Below are 15,323 nucleotides of genomic sequence, written 5' to 3'. Positions count from 1 at the left end.
TGCTTCACTATGGGAAAACCGCTCGGTCCACCGGCGAAACCCGCTGAGGCACCCGCCCGAGGGACACCCTGTCCGGGCTGTCGGCGGATGCGGCAACAATGGGGGGATGACCGACAGCCCCGCCCATCCGGCACCCCTCGCCGACCCGCACCGCGTCTACGACCCCCTCGCGGGCGACGGCCCCAAGGACGTGGTGATCCTCGGCTCCACCGGATCCATCGGCACCCAGGCCATCGACCTCGTGCTGCGCAACCCCGACCGCTTCCGGGTCACCGCCCTGTCCGCCAACGGCGGCCGCGTGTCCCTCCTCGCCGAGCAGGCGCACCGGCTGCGGGTGCGGACCGTCGCGGTCGCCCGCGAGGACGCCGTACCCGCCCTGCGCGAGGCGCTCTCCGCCGCGTACGGCCCCGGGGAACAGCTGCCGGAGATCCTCGCCGGACCGGACGCGGCCGCGCAGATCGCCTCCTCCGACTGTCACACGGTGCTCAACGGCATCACCGGCTCCATCGGCCTCGCACCCACCCTGGCCGCCCTGGAGGCGGGCCGCACCCTGGCGCTCGCCAACAAGGAGTCGCTGATCGTCGGTGGGCCGCTGGTCAAGGCGCTCGCCGAGCCCGGCCAGATCATCCCGGTCGACTCCGAGCACGCCGCCCTCTTCCAGTCCCTCGCCGCGGGCACCCGCGCCGACGTCCGCAAGCTGGTCGTCACCGCCTCCGGCGGCCCCTTCCGCGGCCGTACGAAGCAGGAGCTGGCCGACGTCACCGTCGAGGACGCCCTCGCCCACCCCACCTGGGCGATGGGCCCGGTGATCACGGTCAACTCCGCGACCCTCGTCAACAAGGGCCTGGAGGTCATCGAGGCACATCTCCTCTACGACATTCCCTTCGACCGCATTGAGGTCGTCGTGCATCCCCAGTCGTATGTCCACTCGATGGTCGAGTTCACCGACGGATCCACGATCGCCCAGGCGACGCCCCCCGACATGCGCGGGCCGATCGCCATCGGTCTGGGCTGGCCCGAGCGCGTCCCCGACGCGGCGCCCGCCTTCTCCTGGAACACGGCCTCCACCTGGGAGTTCTTCCCGCTCGACAACGAGGCCTTCCCCTCGGTGAACCTCGCCCGGCACGTGGGGCAGCTCGCGGGCACCGCCCCGGCGGTGTTCAATGCGGCCAACGAGGAGTGCGTCGAGGCCTTCCTGGGCGGCGCCCTGCCCTTCAACGGGATCATGGAGACCGTCACCCGGGTCGTCGAGGAGCACGGCACCCCGGCCACGGGAACTTCACTCACGGTGTCGGACGTCCTCGAAGCGGAGACCTGGGCCCGCGCCCGGGCCCGCGAACTCACAGCCACGACGGCGACCGCGGAGGCGCGTGCATGACGACCTTGATGTTCATCCTCGGCATAGTGGTCTTCGCAGTCGGCCTGCTCGTCTCGATCGCGTGGCACGAGCTGGGGCACCTGTCCACGGCCAAGCTCTTCGGCATCCGCGTCCCGCAGTACATGGTCGGCTTCGGCCCGACCGTCTGGTCGCGCAAGAAGGGCGACACCGAGTACGGCATCAAGGCCGTCCCGCTCGGCGGCTACATCCGCATGATCGGGATGTTCCCGCCCGACGACGCCGGCCGGATCTCCGCCCGCTCGACCTCCCCCTGGCGGGGCATGATCGAGGACGCCCGCTCGGCGGCCTTCGAGGAACTGCAGCCCGGTGACGAGACGCGCATGTTCTACACGCGCAAGCCCTGGAAGCGCGTCATCGTCATGTTCGCGGGCCCCTTCATGAACCTGATCCTCGCGATCGGCCTGTTCTTCACCGTGCTGATGGGCTTCGGCATCCCCCAGCAGACCACCACCGTCGCCGCCGTCTCGCCGTGCGCCATCAAGCAGAGCGAGCACCGCGACACCTGCCGGAAGTCGGACCCGGTCTCCCCGGCGCACCAGGCAGGGCTGAAGGCGGGCGACAAGATCGTCTCCTTCGGCGGCGTGCGGACCAACGACTGGAACACCCTTTCGGACCTCATCCGCGACAGCGCCGGAAAGAACGTCGCGATCGTCGTCGACCGCAAGGGCCGGCAGCAGACCCTGCACGCGACGATCACGGAGAACTGGGTCGCCAAGAAGGATGCCGGCGGACGGTACGTACAGGGCTACGTCAAGGCCGGCTTCCTCGGCTTCAGCTCGGCCACCGGCGTCGTCAAACAGGACTTCGGCCAGTCGGTGACCTGGATGACCGACCGGGTCGGCGACGCCGTCGACTCCCTCGCCGCCCTGCCGTCCAAGATCCCGGCCCTGTGGGACGCGGCCTTCGGCAACGCCCCGCGCCAGCCGGACTCCCCGATCGGCATCGTCGGCGCGGCCCGCATCACCGGCGAGATCGCCACGCTGGACATCCCCGCCTCCCAGCAGCTCGCGAACTTCGTGATGCTGCTGGCCGGCTTCAACCTCTCGCTGTTCCTGTTCAACATGCTCCCGCTGCTCCCGCTCGACGGCGGGCACATCGCGGGCGCCCTGTGGGAGGCCCTGCGGCGGAACCTGGCGCGGGTGCTGCGCCGCCCGGACCCCGGTCCGTTCGACGTGGCCAAGCTGATGCCGGTGGCGTACGTGGTGGCCGGGATCTTCGTCTGCTTCACCATCCTGGTGCTGATCGCGGACGTGGTTAACCCGGTGAAAATCTCCTAGCCACACGGCGTTCGAGGCGGCCCGGAACCCTGTACTCCGGGCCGCCTCCCATTGAGTGGGTTTACCGGGTGGGATGTGCTGGCGCATCGGCCGGTGCCGTAATCTCGAAGCCTGGAGCCCGCCCGCCCGCGGGACCGGACCTTGATCCACGACTTGGGGTTGCACAGCAGATGACTGCGATTTCTCTCGGCATGCCGTCCGTTCCGACCAAGCTCGCCGAACGCCGCAAGAGCCGGCAGATCCAGGTCGGAAGCGTGGCGGTCGGCGGAGACGCACCCGTCTCGGTCCAGTCGATGACCACGACCCGTACGTCCGACATCGGCGCCACCCTCCAGCAGATCGCCGAGCTGACCGCGTCCGGCTGCCAGATCGTGCGGGTGGCGTGCCCGACACAGGACGACGCGGACGCCCTGGCGACCATCGCTCGCAAGTCCCAGATCCCCGTCATCGCGGACATCCACTTCCAGCCCAAGTACGTCTTCGCCGCCATCGAGGCCGGCTGCGCCGCGGTCCGCGTCAACCCCGGCAACATCAAGCAGTTCGACGACAAGGTCAGGGAGATCGCCAAGGCCGCCAAGGACCACGGCACCCCGATCCGCATCGGCGTCAACGCCGGCTCCCTGGACAGGCGCCTGCTCCAGAAGTACGGCAAGGCGACCCCCGAGGCGCTGGTCGAGTCCGCCCTGTGGGAGGCGTCCCTCTTCGAGGAGCACGACTTCCGGGACATCAAGATCTCCGTCAAGCACAACGACCCGGTCGTCATGATCGAGGCGTACAAGCAGCTCGCCGCCCAGTGCGACTACCCGCTGCACCTCGGCGTGACGGAGGCGGGCCCGGCCTTCCAGGGCACGATCAAGTCGGCGGTGGCGTTCGGCGCCCTGCTGTCCCAGGGCATCGGCGACACGATCCGCGTGTCCCTGTCGGCTCCCCCGGTGGAGGAGGTCAAGGTCGGCACCCAGATCCTGGAGTCCCTGAACCTCCGCCAGCGCGGCCTGGAGATCGTCTCCTGCCCGTCCTGCGGCCGCGCCCAGGTCGACGTCTACAAGCTCGCGGAGGAGGTCACGGCCGGTCTGACCGGTATGGAGGTCCCGCTGCGAGTGGCCGTCATGGGGTGCGTGGTGAACGGTCCGGGCGAGGCCCGCGAGGCCGACCTCGGCGTCGCCTCCGGCAACGGCAAGGGCCAGATCTTCGTCAAGGGCGAGGTCATCAAGACCGTCCCCGAGTCCAAGATCGTGGAGACCCTCATCGAGGAGGCCATGAAGCTGGCCGAGCAGATGGAACAGGACGGCGTGGCCTCCGGCGAGCCGTCGGTGTCGGTCGCGGGCTGACACCCGTACTCGTGCGCTGAGTCCCGCCACCGCCCGGTGGCGGGACTCAGCCGTACCTCCGCCCGGGTGCGGTCGTGAGGTCTGCACGGGCTTCCCTGCCACGAAGCGCTCCCCAAACGGTCGGGGTACAGTGCCGGGACCAGCAGAACCCCATGGTGAGGCCCCGCACGTGTTGACCCAGACCACCTCTCGGGTGCTCGAACCGAGCGACCTTGACGCCGCGCTCGCCGTCCTCGGCCGCGAGCCGGTCGCGAACGCCTTCGTGACCTCGAGGGTCCAGGTCGCGGGCCTCGACCCGTGGCGGCTGGGTGGCGAGATGTGGGGCTGGTACGAGGACGGCATGCTCACGTCCCTGTGCTACGCGGGCGCCAACCTGGTTCCGGTCTGCGCCACCCCGCGCGCCGTCCGCGCCTTCGCGGACCGGGCGAGGAGGGCCGGCCGGCGCTGCTCCTCCATCGTCGGCCCCGCAGAGTCCACCGCCGCGCTGTGGCGCCTGCTCGAACCCCACTGGGGCCCCGCCCGCGAGGTCCGCGCCCACCAGCCCCTGATGGTCACCGACCGCATGGCCGCCGACACCGCCCCGGACCCCTACGTCCGCCGCGTCCGCAAGGACGAGATGGAGACGATCATGCCGGCGTGCGTGGCGATGTTCACCGAGGAGGTCGGCGTATCGCCGCTGGCCGGCGACGGCGGTCTGCTGTACCAGGCCCGCGTCGCCGAACTCGTGGGCGCCGGCCGCTCCTTCGCCCGCCTCGACGAGCAGGGCAGGGTCGTCTTCAAGGCGGAGATCGGCGCGGCGACGAACCAGGCCTGCCAGATCCAGGGCGTCTGGGTGGCCCCCGAATACCGGGGGAGGGGCTTCGCGGCACCGGGCATGGCCGCCGTCCTGCGGTATGCCCTGACCGACGTGGCCCCGGTCGTCAGTCTCTATGTGAACGACTTCAACACGGCGGCGCGAAGAACGTACACGCGCGTGGGCTTCCGAGAGGTCGGCGCCTTCATGAGCGTGCTGTTCTGAACCCCCTGGACCCCCTGTACCCTCCCGGCATGGACCTCGTCATCGGCCCCTTGGACCTCGCAGCCCACGTCGACGAGGCCCTCGCCGTCCAGGCCGTCGCCTTCGGGCTGGGCCCCGACGAGGTCGCCGTACGCCGCCAGATCGTCCAGCGCCATATGCAGTTCCCGGGCGCCAGGGCATGGGGCGCGACCGTCGGCCGACACCTCGTGGGATTCGTCTACGGCATGCCCAACAGCCGCACGCACTGGTGGTCCACCGTCGTGGAGCCCTACCTCCGCGCGGCCGGCAACGACTCCTGGCTGGACGACTCCTTCGTGATCACGGAGTTGCACGTCCACCCCGACCACCAGAACCGCGGCATCGGCCGGCGCCTGATCACCACGATCACCGACACCGCCGCCGAACCCCGCTCGATCCTCTCCGCGATCGACATCGACAGCCCCGCCCGCGGTCTGTACTTCTCCCTCGGGTACGTCGACCTCGCCCGCCAGGTCCACTTCCCGAGCGCACCGCGGCCGTACGCCGTGATGGGCGCCCGCCTGCCGCTGCGCCGCAAATAGAGCCGCGGCGTTAACCGATTTCCACCGGCACAGCAAGCCCGGCTAACCTCCTTTGCATCACCGTTTTCCCGGCAGGAGTACGAGAACCATGGCCAACGCACCGGTCCAGCGCATGTCCCAGTTGATGGCGAAGACGCTGCGCGACGACCCGGCGGACGCCGAGGTCCTCAGCCACAAGCTCCTCGTCCGCGCCGGCTACGTCCGCCGCACCGCCGCCGGTATCTGGAGCTGGCTGCCCCTCGGCAAGAAGGTCCTCTCCAACGTCGAGCGGATCGTCCGCGAGGAGATGGACGCCATCGGCGCCCAGGAGGTGCTGCTCCCCGCCCTGCTGCCGCGCGAGCCCTACGAGGCGACCGGCCGCTGGGACGAGTACGGCCAGGAGCTGTTCCGGCTCAAGGACCGCAAGGGCGGCGACTACCTCCTCGGCCCCACCCACGAGGAGATCTTCACCCTCCTGGTCAAGGACCAGTGCACGTCCTACAAGGACCTGCCGGTGATCCTGTACCAGATCCAGACCAAGTTCCGCGACGAGGCCCGGCCGCGCGCGGGCATCCTGCGCGGCCGCGAGTTCCAGATGAAGGACTCCTACTCCTTCGACCTGGCCGACGAGGGCCTGGCCCAGTCCTACGCCCTGCACCGCCAGGCCTACCAGCGGATCTTCGAGCGCCTCGGCCTCGACTACCGCATCTGCGCGGCCACCGCCGGCGCCATGGGCGGCTCGAAGTCGGAGGAGTTCCTGGCCCCGGCCGAGGCCGGCGAGGACACCTTCGCGGACTGCCCGAACTGCGACTTCGCCGCCAACACGGAGGCGATCACCTACGCGCTCAAGACGGTCGACGGCTCGGACGTGCCCGCGCTGGAGGAGATCCCCACCCCGGACACCCCGACCATCGAGACCCTGGCCGCCTCCCTCGGCGTCCCCGCCTCCGCCACGCTGAAGAACCTGCTGGTCAAGGTGGACGGCGAGATCGTCGCCGTCGGCGTCCCCGGCGACCGCGAGGTCGACCTGGACAAGGTCGAGGCGCACTTCGCCCCGGCCGTCGTCGAGATGGTCACCGAGGCGGACTTCGCCGGCCGCCCCGACCTGGTCCGCGGCTACGTCGGGCCGCAGGGCCTGGGCGAGAAGGTCAAGTACATCGCCGACCCGCGCGTGGCCCCCGGCACCGCCTGGATCACCGGCGCCAACAAGGAGCACACGCACGCGAGGAACGTCGTCGCCGGCCGTGACTTCGAGGCCGACGCGTACGTGGACGTCGTCGTGGTGCAGGAGGGCGACCCCTGCCCCAAGTGCGGCACCGGCCTGAAGCTGGACCGCGCCATCGAGATCGGCCACATCTTCCAGCTGGGCCGCAAGTACACCGACGCCCTCAAGCTCGACGTCCTCGGCCAGAACGGCAAGCCGGTCCGCGTCACCATGGGCTCCTACGGCATCGGCGTCTCCCGCGCGGTCGCGGCCATCGCCGAGCAGAGCGCCGACGACAAGGGCCTGGTGTGGCCCAAGGAGGTCGCCCCGGCCGACGTGCACGTGGTCGCCGCCGGCAAGGCCCTGCAGACCGAGCTGGCCCTCGACGTCGCCGAGAAGCTGGCCGCGGCGGGCGTCCGCGTCCTGGTCGACGACCGCGCCGGCGTCTCCCCGGGCGTGAAGTTCACCGACGCCGAACTGATCGGCGTACCCCGGATCCTGGTCGCCGGCCGCCGCTCCGGCGAGGGCGTCCTGGAGCTCAAGGACCGCAAGACCGGTGAGCGCGAGGAACTGCCGGTCGAGGAAGCGATCGCCCGCCTGACGGCGTAACAGCGGAAGTCAGCGAAGAAACCCCCCGAGGCCTGCGGAGTCCCGGGGGGTTTCGACGTGTCCTACAGCCAGCCGGCGAACTCCAGCAGCAACTCCCCGTCCTTCGGCCGCCCCACCCGCAGCGCCCGCACACCGGACTCCACCGCCCGGAACAGGGTCCAGCCACGCAGACGGTCCTGATCCACCTCCAGCGACTCGGCGAGCCGCTTGATCCGCCGCCGTACGATGGCCGGGCCGGACGGCGCGGCGATCAGGTCCTCCACCCGGTCCCGGACCAGACGCGCGAGATCGAAGGCACACTCGCCGACCACCGGATCCGGCCCCACGGCCAGCCACGGCATCCGCTCCCCGGCCAGCACCTTGCTCTGCCGGAACGTACCGTGCAGCAACCGGTGCTCGGGCGGCGCCGCCACCAGTTCCTCGCGGGCCACGAGCGCCGCGTCGACCAGCGGGGCCACCTCGGGCTCGGCCTCCGCGCCCGCCCGCATCGCCGCCGCCTGGCGCCCGGTGCGCTCGGCGACGGTCTCGAAGACGGCACCGGCCGGCGACTCGACCCACAGCCGCCGCAGCGTCCCCGCCGCCTCCAGCAGCGCCTTCGCCTCCGGCAGTGACCGCACCGACACATCCGGGTGCAGCCGCTCCAGCAGCAGCACGCCGTCCTCGTCATCGCGTTCCAGCAGCTGTACGGCGCCCAGTCCGCCCCAGTGCGCCAGCGCCGCCCGCTCACTCTCCGGACGGGCCCTGGGCGGGGCCAGTTTCAGTACGGCGGGGGTGCCGTCCGCCCGCCGCACCAGCACCACCAGGCTGCTGCGCCCGCCCGGCACCTGGACCCGCTCCACGGTCAACTCGCGCCGGGCGACGGCCTGTTCCGCGATCGCCGGCAGCCGCGCCAGCCAGTCGTCCCCGGCCGGTGCCGTCTCACCGAGCGCACGTACCAGGCGCGGCGGCGGTTCGAAAGCCATGCGCGAGTCGTTCCCTTCCAGTCCGGGTCGTGTCGTACGGGTCACCGGGTCACGGCGACACCGGGGCGGAGGGCGACGGCGCGGTACCGGCCGCGCCCGCCGGCTCGCCGGCCCGCTCGGCGAGCCCAGGGAAGGCTACGCTCTGCCCGCTCCAGCGCACCGCGCGCACCGCTGCCTCCCGCAGCGCCGCCGCGGCCGCACCGCGCCGCTCGCCCGTCGCCGCCCGCACCAGGTCGGCGTACACACCGGCCACCCGCTCCTCCAGCTGTGCCGCCAGCCGTACGGCCGCGGTCTGGTCCGGCACCGGGAACGGCAGCGCGTACGCGGCGTTCGCGGCGACCGGCTGCCCGCCCAGGTCGCGGACATCGCGGGTCAGTGCGTCCCGGCGCGCGCGGTGGGCGTTGTACGCCGCCCGTGCCTCGGCCCGTCGCGCGGCGCCGATCCGGCCGCCGACGACGCCGTATCCGTACACCGCCGCGTGCTCCGCGGCCAGCGCCGCCTGCAGCGCGGTCAGTTCGGCCGCCTTCGCCCTCTCGCTCACTTCGCCCTCTCCGTCAGCAGGTACGCGTGCGCGGCCCCGGCCGCCGCCACCGACGCCAGCAGCCGCGCCAGTTCGCCCGGCACGTCGAGCAGGTCCTTGGTGCGCCAGTCGGCGAGCACGCGCTCGGCGGCGGCCAGGTCGGCGAGCGCGTCCTTCTCGCTTGCCGGAACGGGCACGGGGGAGGCCGGCGGCGTGGCCGCCCTGGGCGTCGCACCGTCCGTGAAGGCCTCGGTGTGGGCCGCGACCTGGGCGCGCAGCGGCCGCAGCCGCGGCGCGAGCCCCGGATGCGCGGCGAGGACGGCGTCGTACCGCTCCAGCAGCCCCCGGCTGTCCTGTGCCGCACGCGCGCGTGCCTGGGCCAACTCCGACGAGCCGGCGCCGCCACCGGGATCCGGATCGGCCGAGCAGCCCACCAGCAGGGCGGCACCGGCGGCCGAGACGAGCAGGGATCTTCTGCGCGGCCCCGAGGGGGTGTGCAGGGCTGGGGGGTACGGCACGGCTGACGTCCTCGGGGAGCTCGTACGAACACACGGGCGGGAGGGCAGCCCGCCGTGATCACGGTACCCGCGCATTCCCCCGCCTCATGTCACCGGCTCAGCGGACCCACCTCGAGGGGCGCGGGGAACTGCGCGAATAGCCCCCCACCAGCCGCACCCGCCCGACAACCCCAGCCAACCGAGCTCGAAGGCGCACCGGCCCCACCGCCGGAGGCACACGCACGCAACACCCCCCGCGACCGGATACCCTTTGACCAGACACGCGACCCATCCCACAACAGCACACGCGGCCGAGGAGTCACCCGGATGAGCACCACCCAGAGCGAGAGGCTGCGAGAGCTGCTGGAACCGCTCGTCACCTCCCAGGGGCTGGATCTCGAAGAGATCGCCGTGGACTCCGTAGGACGCAAGCGGGTGCTGCGCGTGGTCGTCGACTCCGACACGGGAGCCGATCTGGACGCCATCGCCGATGTGAGCCGTGCGCTCTCGGCGAAGCTCGACGAGACCAACGCGATGGGTGACGCGGCGTACGACCTGGAGGTCGGAACCCCCGGCGCGGAGCGCCTCCTCACCGAGCACCGGCACTACGTGCGCGCCACCGGCCGGCTCGTGAAGTTCCAGCTGACCGAGGGCGGCGAGCTGATCGCCCGGATCCTGAAGGTCGACGAGGACGGTCTGGACGTCGAGGTGCCCGGGGTCAAGGGCCGCAAGGCCACCGGCCGCAGGCTCGGCTTCCCGGAGATCGCCAGGGCGCGGGTGCAGGTCGAGTTCAGCCGCAAAGACAAGACCGACGACACGGACGAGAAGGAAATGAAGGAAGAGGAGGAGGCGTAGCCGTGGACATCGACATGAGTGCCCTGCGGGGCTTGGTTCGGGAGAAGGAGATCTCCTTCGACCTGCTGGTCGAGGCGATCGAGTCGGCCCTCCTCATCGCCTACCACCGCACCGAGGGAAGCCGCCGACACGCGCGCGTGGAGCTCAACCGGGAGACCGGGCATGTGACCGTGTGGGCGAAGGAGGACCCCGAGGACCTCGAGGAGGGCCAGGAGCCCCGCGAGTTCGACGACACCCCCACCGGCTTCGGACGGATCGCCGCCACCACCGCCAAGCAGGTGATCCTGCAGCGGCTGCGCGACGCCGAGGACGACGCCACGCTCGGCGAGTACGCCGGGCGCGAGGGCGACATCGTCACCGGCGTGGTCCAGCAGGGCCGCGACCCGAAGAACGTGCTGGTCGACATCGGCAAGCTGGAGGCCATCCTGCCGGTGCAGGAGCAGGTGCCGGGCGAGACCTACCCGCACGGCATGCGCCTTCGGTCGTACGTCGTCCGGGTGGCCAAGGGCGTCCGCGGACCGTCGGTCACCCTCTCCCGTACGCACCCCAACCTGGTGAAGAAACTCTTCGCCCTGGAGGTGCCGGAGATCGCCGACGGGTCGGTCGAGATCGCGGCGATCGCCCGTGAGGCCGGTCACCGCACCAAGATCGCCGTACGGTCCACCCGCTCGGGCCTGAACGCCAAGGGCGCCTGCATCGGCCCGATGGGCGGCCGGGTGCGCAATGTGATGGGCGAGCTGAACGGCGAGAAGATCGACATCGTCGACTGGTCGGACGACCCGGCCGAGATGGTGGCGAACGCGCTGTCACCCGCTCGGGTGAGCAAGGTGGAGGTCGTGGACCTGGCCGCCCGCTCCGCCCGGGTGACCGTGCCGGACTACCAGCTGTCGCTGGCGATCGGCAAGGAGGGGCAGAACGCCCGCCTCGCCGCCCGGCTCACCGGCTGGCGGATCGACATCCGCCCGGACACCGAGCAGCAGGCGCCGAGTGACCGGGCGGCCGGGCGCTCAGGGGAATAGATCCAAGCCGCAGGTCGCTTGGTTTTACGACAACAACCGTTCGATCTTTGCCCCAAAGGGGTGAGGTCGGTACGGGGAGGTAGACTTAACTGTGTCTGGCCGGACGCACGCCCGAGCATGCCCTGAGCGCACCTGTGTGGGGTGCCGGGAGCGGGCGGCCAAGAACGATCTCTTGCGGATCGTGAGGATCGAGGACGCATGCGCCCCCGATCCTCGCGGTACGCTGCCCGGCCGGGGTGCCTATGTGCACCCCGCCCTGGTCTGTCTCGACCAGGCGGTTCGCCGCCGGGCGTTCCCGCGGGCACTGCGCGCCCCGGGGCCGCTCGACACAAAGGCGTTGCGCCATCACGTCGAGCAGACAACAGTTGCCGAGCAGGCAACACCGTAAGACGTGTCGCGCGGAACCCCGTGCGGCCTGGTACCTCGCGAGTCGAAAGCAGGTCGAGATTGCGATGAGCACTCGATGAGTACGCGATGAGTACGCCCATGAACTAGCGACGGTCCGGCTTCAACCCGGACCTCAAAGGAGCGAAGTGGCTAAGGTCCGGGTCTACGAACTCGCCAAGGAGTTCGGTGTGGAGAGCAAGGTCGTCATGGCCAAGCTCCAGGAACTCGGTGAATTCGTCCGTTCGGCGTCTTCGACGATCGAAGCGCCGGTTGTACGCAAGCTGACCGACGCCTTCCAGGGCGGTGGCAACGGCAAGTCCGCCGGCAAGCCCGCCCCGCGCAAGGCTTCCCCCAAGCCCGCCGCGCCCTCTCCGGCGCAGGCGGCCCGCCCGGCTGCCCCGAGGCCGGCGGCCCCCAAGCCCGCGACGGCTCCGGTTGCCCAGCAGCCGGCCGCCCCGTCGGCCCCCTCGGCGCCCGCGCCGGCCCCGGGTCCGCGTCCGGTTCCGGGTCCCAAGCCCGCGCCGCGTCCGGCTCCGGCCGCCCCGGAGTTCACCGCTCCGGCGGCCGCCCAGGCCCCGCAGGCTCCGCAGGCCCCGGCCCCGTCGGGTCCGCGTCCCGGCGGCGCCCGTCCCGGCGCGCCGAAGCCCGGTGGCCGTCCCGGCGGTCCCGGTCAGGGCCAGGCGTCCCGTCCGGGCCAGGGTGCTCCGCGCCCCGGTGGCCAGGCCCCGCGTCCGGGTGCCCGTCCGGCCGGTCCGCGTCCGGGCAACAACCCCTTCACCTCCGGTGGCTCCACCGGCATGGCCCGCCCGCAGGCCCCGCGCCCGCAGGGCGCCCGTCCTGGTGGCCACGGCGGTCCCGGTGCCCCCGGCGCCGGTCCCCGTCCGCAGGCGCCCGGCGCCCAGGGCGGCGGTCCGCGTCCGCAGGCTCCCGGCGGGCACGGCGGTCCCCGTCCGACCCCGTCCGGCATGCCCCGCCCGCAGGGCGGTCCGCGTCCCGGCCCGGCCGGTCCGCGTCCGAACCCCGGCATGATGCCGCAGCGTCCCGCTGCCGGCCCGCGTCCCGGCCCCGGCGGCGGTCGCGGCCCGGCCGGTGCCGGTCGTCCCGGCGGCGGCGGTCGTCCCGGTGGCGGCGGCTTCGCCGGCCGTCCCGGCGGTGGCGGTGGCGGCGGCGCTCGCCCGGGTGGCGGCGGCGGCTTCGCCGGTCGTCCCGGTGGGGGCGGCGGCGGTGGCGGCTTCGGCGGCGCCGGTGGCGGCGGTGGCCGTCCCGGTTTCGGTGGCCGTCCCGGCGGTCCCGGTGGCCGTGGTGGCACGCAGGGCGCCTTCGGCCGTCCCGGTGGTCCGGCGCGTCGTGGCCGCAAGTCGAAGCGGCAGCGTCGCCAGGAGTACGAGGCCATGCAGGCCCCGAGCGTCGGCGGCGTGATGCTGCCGCGCGGCGGCGGCGAGACCATCCGTCTCTCCCGTGGCGCGTCGCTCACCGACTTCGCGGAGAAGATCAACGCCAACCCGGCATCCCTCGTCGCGGTCATGATGAACCTCGGCGAGATGGTCACGGCCACGCAGTCCGTCTCCGACGAGACGCTGCAGCTCCTCGCCGACGAGATGAACTACCAGGTTCAGATCGTCAGCCCCGAGGAGGAGGACCGCGAGCTGCTCGAGTCCTTCGACATCGAGTTCGGCGAGGACGAGGGCGACGAGGAGGACCTGGTGGTCCGTCCGCCGGTCGTCACCGTCATGGGTCACGTCGACCACGGCAAGACCCGCCTGCTCGACGCCATCCGCAAGACGAACGTCATCGCGGGCGAGGCCGGCGGCATCACCCAGCACATCGGTGCCTACCAGGTCGCGACCGAGGTCAACGACGAAGAGCGCAAGATCACCTTCATCGACACCCCGGGTCACGAGGCGTTCACCGCCATGCGTGCCCGTGGTGCGAAGTCGACCGACATCGCGATCCTGGTCGTCGCGGCCAACGACGGCGTCATGCCGCAGACGGTCGAGGCGCTCAACCACGCCAAGGCGGCCGACGTGCCGATCGTCGTCGCGGTCAACAAGATCGACGTCGAGGGTGCCGACCCGACCAAGGTGCGCGGTCAGCTGACCGAGTACGGCCTGGTGGCCGAGGAGTACGGCGGCGACACCATGTTCGTCGACATCTCCGCCAAGCAGGGTCTGCACATCGACTCGCTGCTGGAGGCCGTGATCCTCACGGCCGACGCCTCGCTCGACCTGCGGGCCAACCCGGCCCAGGACGCGCAGGGCATCTCGATCGAGTCCCGCCTCGACCGCGGCCGTGGTGCCGTGGCGACGGTCCTCGTCCAGCGAGGCACGCTGCGGGTCGGCGACACGATGGTCGTGGGCGACGCCTACGGCCGGGTCCGCGCCATGCTCGACGACAACGGCAACAACGTCGCCGAGGCCGGTCCCTCGACGCCGGTGCAGGTCCTGGGCCTGACCAACGTCCCGGGTGCGGGCGACAACTTCCTCGTGGTCGAGGAGGACCGTACGGCCCGCCAGATCGCGGAGAAGCGCGCCGCCCGTGAGCGCAACGCCGCGTTCGCCAAGCGCACGCGCCGCGTGTCGCTGGAGGACCTGGACAAGGTGCTGAAGGCCGGCGAGGTCCAGCAGCTGAACCTGATCATCAAGGGTGACGCTTCCGGTTCCGTCGAGGCCCTCGAGTCCTCCCTGCTCCAGCTGGACGTCGGCGAAGAGGTCGACATCCGCGTCCTGCACCGCGGCGTCGGTGCGGTCACGGAGTCCGACATCGACCTGGCGATGGGCTCCGACGCCATCGTGATCGGCTTCAACGTCCGCGCGGCCGGCCGCGCGGCGCAGATGGCCGAGCGCGAGGGTGTGGACGTCCGGTACTACTCGGTCATCTACCAGGCGATCGAGGAGATCGAGGCGGCCCTCAAGGGCATGCTCAAGCCGGAGTTCGAAGAGGTCGAGCTGGGTACGGCGGAGATCCGCGAGGTCTTCAAGTCGTCCAAGCTGGGCAACATCGCCGGTGTCCTCATCCGCTCCGGCGAGGTCAAGCGCAACACCAAGGCGCGCCTGGTCCGCGACGGCAAGGTCATCGCAGAGAACCTCAACATCGAGGGTCTGCGTCGCTTCAAGGACGACGTCACCGAGATCCGCGAAGGCTACGAGGGTGGTATCAACCTCGGAAACTTCAACGACATCAAGGTCGACGACGTCATCGCGACGTACGAGATGCGGGAGAAGCCGCGGGTGTAACGGCCCACGGTGTGTGAAGCTGGCCGGCGGGATCTCGGTCCTGCCGGCCAGCTTGCCGTTCCCGGGGCTTCGCCCCGGCCGAGGGTGACCGGGAAACTCGGTCGAGTCACCGACGGCCAGGCGGTAACGTGGCTGACAGGCCATCGATCCCGTACCGGCGGGTAACCCGGCACACAACATGTACGTGGGGACTCTGTCCTTCGACCTCCTCCTCGGCGACGTCCACTCGCTGAAGGAGAAGCGCTCCGTCGTCCGCCCGATCGTCGCCGAACTCCAGCGGAAGTACGCGGTGAGCGCGGCAGAGGTGGACCACATGGACCTCCACCGGCGAGCGGTCATCGGCCTCGCCCTGGTCTCCGGCGACGCGGCGCACCTCACCGACGTACTCGACCGGTGCGAACGGCTGGTCGCCGCCCGCCCCGAGGTGGAGCTGCTGTCCGTACGACGGCGCTTCCACGGCGAAGACGACTGACGAC

At 71.5% G+C, this 15,323-nt stretch carries 14 protein-coding genes; 11 read left to right on the top strand and 3 right to left on the bottom strand.

Features of this window, described 5'->3' with window-relative positions:
• Nucleotides 1-106: 106 nt before the first annotated feature.
• The 6 genes from dxr (at nucleotide 107) to BFF78_RS12660 (ending at nucleotide 7,374) form a co-directional block, all read left to right on the top strand.
• The gene (gene dxr / locus BFF78_RS12685; RefSeq protein ID WP_069778431.1) at nucleotides 107-1,378 is read left to right on the top strand and encodes a 1-deoxy-D-xylulose-5-phosphate reductoisomerase; all 1,272 of its coding nucleotides are present in this window, start codon (nucleotides 107-109) and stop codon (nucleotides 1,376-1,378) included.
• Between the two features lie 8 nt (nucleotides 1,379-1,386).
• The gene (locus BFF78_RS12680; protein ID WP_193433655.1) at nucleotides 1,387-2,676 is read left to right on the top strand and encodes a M50 family metallopeptidase; all 1,290 of its coding nucleotides are present in this window, start codon (nucleotides 1,387-1,389) and stop codon (nucleotides 2,674-2,676) included.
• A 170-nt stretch (nucleotides 2,677-2,846) separates the two neighbouring features.
• A complete protein-coding gene (gene ispG, locus BFF78_RS12675; RefSeq protein ID WP_069778429.1) occupies nucleotides 2,847-4,004 on the top strand; it encodes a flavodoxin-dependent (E)-4-hydroxy-3-methylbut-2-enyl-diphosphate synthase in 1,158 nt (385 codons plus the stop codon).
• A gap of 169 nt (nucleotides 4,005-4,173) precedes the next feature.
• Nucleotides 4,174-5,022 carry a GNAT family N-acetyltransferase gene (locus BFF78_RS12670; RefSeq protein ID WP_069778428.1) on the top strand — a complete coding sequence of 283 codons (849 nt, stop codon included), beginning with the start codon at nucleotides 4,174-4,176 and terminating at the stop codon, nucleotides 5,020-5,022.
• Nucleotides 5,023-5,051: 29 nt separating this feature from the next.
• Entirely contained in the window at nucleotides 5,052-5,582 is a 531-nt protein-coding gene (locus BFF78_RS12665) for a GNAT family N-acetyltransferase (RefSeq protein ID WP_069778427.1), read from the top strand.
• An 88-nt stretch (nucleotides 5,583-5,670) separates the two neighbouring features.
• On the top strand, nucleotides 5,671-7,374 hold the full coding sequence (locus BFF78_RS12660) for a proline--tRNA ligase (protein ID WP_069778426.1): 1,704 nt from the start codon (nucleotides 5,671-5,673) through the stop codon (nucleotides 7,372-7,374).
• Nucleotides 7,375-7,436: 62 nt separating this feature from the next.
• Here the strand turns inward: BFF78_RS12660 and BFF78_RS12655 are convergent, their stop codons facing one another.
• The 3 genes from BFF78_RS12655 to BFF78_RS12645 are packed head-to-tail and all read right to left on the bottom strand — an operon-like array spanning nucleotide 7,437 to nucleotide 9,374.
• On the bottom strand, nucleotides 7,437-8,336 hold the full coding sequence (locus tag BFF78_RS12655) for an aminoglycoside phosphotransferase family protein (protein ID WP_069778425.1): 900 nt from the start codon (nucleotides 8,334-8,336) through the stop codon (nucleotides 7,437-7,439).
• 49 nt (nucleotides 8,337-8,385) lie between these two features.
• The gene (locus BFF78_RS12650) at nucleotides 8,386-8,877 is read right to left on the bottom strand and encodes a ferritin-like domain-containing protein (RefSeq protein ID WP_069778424.1); all 492 of its coding nucleotides are present in this window, start codon (nucleotides 8,875-8,877) and stop codon (nucleotides 8,386-8,388) included.
• Nucleotides 8,874-9,374 carry a hypothetical protein gene (locus BFF78_RS12645; RefSeq protein ID WP_069778423.1) on the bottom strand — a complete coding sequence of 167 codons (501 nt, stop codon included), beginning with the start codon at nucleotides 9,372-9,374 and terminating at the stop codon, nucleotides 8,874-8,876. The genes BFF78_RS12650 and BFF78_RS12645 overlap by 4 nt, the downstream gene beginning before the upstream one ends.
• A gap of 306 nt (nucleotides 9,375-9,680) precedes the next feature.
• Here BFF78_RS12645 and rimP point away from each other — a divergent pair, with 306 nt between their 5' ends.
• From rimP to BFF78_RS12625, 5 genes are all read left to right on the top strand, one after another.
• Nucleotides 9,681-10,208: a ribosome maturation factor RimP gene (rimP, locus tag BFF78_RS12640; RefSeq protein ID WP_069778422.1), complete on the top strand. Its 528-nt coding sequence runs from the start codon at nucleotides 9,681-9,683 to the stop codon at nucleotides 10,206-10,208.
• A 2-nt stretch (nucleotides 10,209-10,210) separates the two neighbouring features.
• Nucleotides 10,211-11,227, top strand: a complete 1,017-nt coding sequence (gene nusA / locus BFF78_RS12635) for a transcription termination factor NusA (protein ID WP_069778421.1) — start codon at nucleotides 10,211-10,213, stop codon at nucleotides 11,225-11,227.
• Between the two features lie 91 nt (nucleotides 11,228-11,318).
• Nucleotides 11,319-11,615, top strand: a complete 297-nt coding sequence (locus tag BFF78_RS43165) for a YlxR family protein (protein ID WP_079161286.1) — start codon at nucleotides 11,319-11,321, stop codon at nucleotides 11,613-11,615.
• A gap of 145 nt (nucleotides 11,616-11,760) precedes the next feature.
• Entirely contained in the window at nucleotides 11,761-14,847 is a 3,087-nt protein-coding gene (gene infB / locus BFF78_RS12630; protein WP_069778420.1) for a translation initiation factor IF-2, read from the top strand.
• 178 nt (nucleotides 14,848-15,025) lie between these two features.
• Complete coding sequence (locus tag BFF78_RS12625) at nucleotides 15,026-15,319, top strand: DUF503 domain-containing protein (protein ID WP_069778419.1); 294 nt, start codon at nucleotides 15,026-15,028, stop codon at nucleotides 15,317-15,319.
• Nucleotides 15,320-15,323: the final 4 nt, after the last annotated feature.

Source organism: Streptomyces fodineus (assembly GCF_001735805.1).
Lineage (GTDB): Bacteria > Actinomycetota > Actinomycetes > Streptomycetales > Streptomycetaceae > Streptomyces > Streptomyces fodineus.
The sequence above is the reverse complement of the archived record's forward strand: the minus strand, read 5'-3'. Positions and strand labels throughout refer to the sequence as shown.

Excerpts from the sequence above, each read along its gene's own strand:
- BFF78_RS12625 (WP_069778419.1), top strand. The coding sequence starts at position 15,026 with ATGTACGTGGGGACTCTGTCCTTCGACCTCCTCCTCGGCGACGTCCAC.
- BFF78_RS12680 (WP_193433655.1), top strand. The coding sequence starts at position 1,387 with ATGTTCATCCTCGGCATAGTGGTCTTCGCAGTCGGCCTGCTCGTCTCG.
- ispG (WP_069778429.1), top strand. The coding sequence starts at position 2,847 with ATGACTGCGATTTCTCTCGGCATGCCGTCCGTTCCGACCAAGCTCGCC.
- BFF78_RS12660 (WP_069778426.1), top strand. The coding sequence starts at position 5,671 with ATGGCCAACGCACCGGTCCAGCGCATGTCCCAGTTGATGGCGAAGACG.
- rimP (WP_069778422.1), top strand. The coding sequence starts at position 9,681 with ATGAGCACCACCCAGAGCGAGAGGCTGCGAGAGCTGCTGGAACCGCTC.
- BFF78_RS12665 (WP_069778427.1), top strand. The coding sequence starts at position 5,052 with ATGGACCTCGTCATCGGCCCCTTGGACCTCGCAGCCCACGTCGACGAG.
- BFF78_RS12655 (WP_069778425.1), bottom strand. The coding sequence starts at position 8,336 with ATGGCTTTCGAACCGCCGCCGCGCCTGGTACGTGCGCTCGGTGAGACG.
- dxr (WP_069778431.1), top strand. The coding sequence starts at position 107 with ATGACCGACAGCCCCGCCCATCCGGCACCCCTCGCCGACCCGCACCGC.